This window comes from Rahnella sp. AN3-3W3 (assembly GCF_003263545.1).
Classification (GTDB): domain Bacteria; phylum Pseudomonadota; class Gammaproteobacteria; order Enterobacterales; family Enterobacteriaceae; genus Rahnella; species Rahnella variigena.
In genome coordinates, this window is record NZ_JYDG01000099.1 from 1 (window position 1) to 1,347 (window position 1,347).

2 protein-coding genes are annotated in these 1,347 nt (G+C 46.9%); both read right to left on the minus strand.

What is annotated here, in order from left to right:
* Window positions 1–563: DUF6708 domain-containing protein (locus UC15_RS21555; RefSeq protein ID WP_112290836.1), on the minus strand; the 563-nt coding region annotated here is incomplete at its 3' end.
* Window positions 556–1,347 (minus strand): DUF6708 domain-containing protein (locus UC15_RS21560; protein WP_369964573.1); only part of this gene is annotated, 792 nt, incomplete at its 5' end. The genes UC15_RS21560 and UC15_RS21555, both read right to left, overlap by 8 nt.

The window sequence follows — 1,347 nt, forward strand, 5'->3', positions numbered from 1 at the left end:
GCGCAATAGATACGATGTCCCCAGTCAGCATGGCCCGCCATCAGCACCCGTTCGGCATGAATATCTGCCCAGTCAAAAACCTTAATAACAGGGTGCCAGCGTTTCCATGGCCATATAGTTCGCTGATATTCGTAAACATACACTTTCTGACGCTTACGGTTAAACCGTACTGGAGCGCCACGGGGTTCGAATAAGATTTTTTTAAGTAAACAGATCAAAAATGAAGAAAAAATCAAAATTTGCAAACCGATAGTGAAAAGCAGCAAAGGATGAGATGTGACGCCCGGCAACCTAATAAAGTTAATACTCATAATTAATGGTATTAATGGTATTAATGAAAATAACCATATCCCAGACCACCCGTGATTCACATATCGAGGAATTTCCATCCAGACATCATTAATGGCCTTCACCCGAATTAGTTGCGGAGGATAACGCTGTTCTTCCGCTAAATCGGGCAAATCTTCATCCCAGTTTTTTACAGGGGGAATTAAGCGGGGGTGAGTGCCTCTGGCGGTTTCCCGCTCGGCGATTTTTTTGTTGCGGCGTTTAAGCTTACCCATGGTTGATCATCCCTGTTGTGCGCTGAGCGTCATGCTGGCTGTCGGGCGCCGTGGTCGACTCCCTGTCGATATCAACAGGCCAGCGGACGGTGTTAAACGGCGTCCAGCTTGCGGGTGCCTTTGTCAGCAGCGGGGCGGTGGGCACGGGCTTCGCCTGCATGTAGTGACAGCAGTGGCTCCATAATCCGCGCAATAACTTAGGATGACCCACCGCCCAGCTGAGCACAAAACTGTCGATAATTTCAGTTGTCCCGGGTTTGCAGACAACGCCGTACAGCCGGTAGCCCTGATCGTAACGTCCGGTTTCCCGCGTCATTTGTGCATGAACATCAGCCCAGTCGAACACTTTGATTGTCGTTGGCCAGCGAACCCAGGGATTCCACTTACGCTGGTACTCGTACACATATATTTTTTGGCGCTGACGGTTAAAGCGAATTGGAGTTCCTCGGGGTACAAACATTGCTCCTCGAATAAAAAGGAAAAAAAATGAAAATATAGTAATAAAACCCACGGAAAAAATAATAAAGCTAATTAAATCAAATGGTAAAGATAAAATCGAGTATGCATATAACAACACAGGGGTAAGCATTGACATACTTCCGACCCACGCTCCCCACCATAATATATTTTCAAATCGTGGGATTTCCATCCAGATATCATTTATTTCATTAACCCAGGTAAGTCGGGGGGCGGTTTGCTGTTTCTCATTTTGCCCGGGTAAATCTTCAACCCAATTTTTTAAGGCAGGCGTTAAAGCAGGCCGCCCCGCGAATTCTGTCTCCAG